General features: G+C 63.0%; 1 rRNA gene. It reads right to left on the bottom strand.

The features are described 5' to 3' along the window. Positions 1-286: 286 nt before the first annotated feature. A 16S ribosomal RNA gene (locus tag AAAV44_RS09760) occupies positions 287-1,709 on the bottom strand; the annotation flags it as partial.

Here is a 1,709-nt window from a genome sequence, read left to right as displayed (position 1 = left end):
ACTGTGCTCGCGATCAGATGCTCCTCACTCATAAATAAGTGAATTCTTCTTGTTTGGATCGGATGAATGATTGCTATCATTCTTACGTTTAATCGCAGAAAAGAATCGAGTCTGGAAGAGGATACTCTTCCATCTCTCTCCTATCGCTATGCGGCTCTCAAGGTACGCGGGTGCGACCCCGGGGACCGGGTGCTGCGGGGACTTACTCCGGGCGACATCCACCGGACGGGCTCCTGCCCTCTATTCGAGTTAAAGTGTTTTCTCTCTAGAAGAAGTATCTCCCTAGAAAGGAGGTGATCCAGCCGCACCTTCCGGTACGGCTACCTTGTTACGACTTCACCCCCCTCACCCTCCACACCTTCGGCGCCTCCCCCCTTGACGGTTGGGCCGGCGACTTCGGGTGCAGACGACTCGGGTGGTGTGACGGGCGGTGTGTACAAGGCCCGGGAACGCATTCACCGCGGCATGCTGATCCGCGATTACTAGCAACTCCGACTTCATGGGGGCGGGTTGCAGCCCCCAATCCGAACTGGGGCCGGCTTTCCGGGATCCGCTCCCCCTCGCGGGGTGGCATCCCTCTGTACCGGCCATTGTAGCACGTGTGCAGCCCAGGGCATAAGGGGCATGATGACTTGACGTCGTCCCCGCCCTCCTCCGCCTTGACGGCGGCGGTCCCGCGTGGGTTCCCGGCATCACCCGATGGCAACACGCGGCGGGGGTTGCGCTCGTTGCGGGACTTAACCCAACATCTCACGACACGAGCTGACGACAGCCATGCACCACCTGTATGGGCTCCTCTCGGCCACGGGGTCTCCCCCGCTTCACCCATATGTCAAGCCCTGGTAAGGTTCTTCGCGTTGCTTCGAATTAAGCCACATGCTCCGCTGCTTGTGCGGGCCCCCGTCAATTCCTTTGAGTTTTAGCCTTGCGGCCGTACTCCCCAGGCGGGACGCTTAATGCGTTGGCTGCGGCACGGGGGGATCGTCCCCCCACACCTAGCGTCCATCGTTTACGGCTGGGACTACCAGGGTATCTAATCCTGTTCGCTCCCCCAGCTTTCGCGCCTCAGCGTCGGTCTCGGCCCAGAGGGCCGCCTTCGCCACCGGTGTTCCACCCGATATCTGCGCATTCCACCGCTACACCGGGTGTTCCACCCTCCCCTACCGGACCCAAGCCGCGGAGGTTCCGGGGGCTTCGGGGGGTTGAGCCCCCCGCTTCGACCCCCGGCCTGCCGGGCCGCCTACGCGCGCTTTACGCCCAATGAATCCGGATAACGCTCGCCCCCTACGTATTACCGCGGCTGCTGGCACGTAGTTAGCCGGGGCTTCTTCTGCAGGTACAGTCTTGACTCTTCCCTGCTGAAAGCGGTTTACGACCCGAAGGCCTCCGTCCCGCACGCGGCGTCGCTGCGTCAGGGTTCCCCCCATTGCGCAAGATTCCCCACTGCTGCCTCCCGTAGGAGTCTGGGCCGTGTCTCAGTCCCAATCTGGCCGGTCGGTCTCTCAACCCGGCTACCCGTTGTCGGCACGGTGGGCCGTCACCCCGCCGTCTACCTGATGGGCCGCGGAGCCATCCCCTCCCGTCGGGGCTTTAGCCGGGGTGCCATGCGGCACCCCGGGGTATCCGGTATTACCCGTCCTTTCGGGCGGCTATCCCGGGGGAGGGGGCAGGTTCTCCACGTGTTACTCAGCCGTTCGCCACTCGCTTCC

This window comes from Collinsella sp. CLA-AP-H1 (assembly GCF_040092945.1).
Classification (GTDB): Bacteria; Actinomycetota; Coriobacteriia; order Coriobacteriales; family Coriobacteriaceae; genus Collinsella.
Note: the sequence above shows the minus strand (reverse complement) of the source record. Positions and strands in the feature narration are given on the sequence as shown.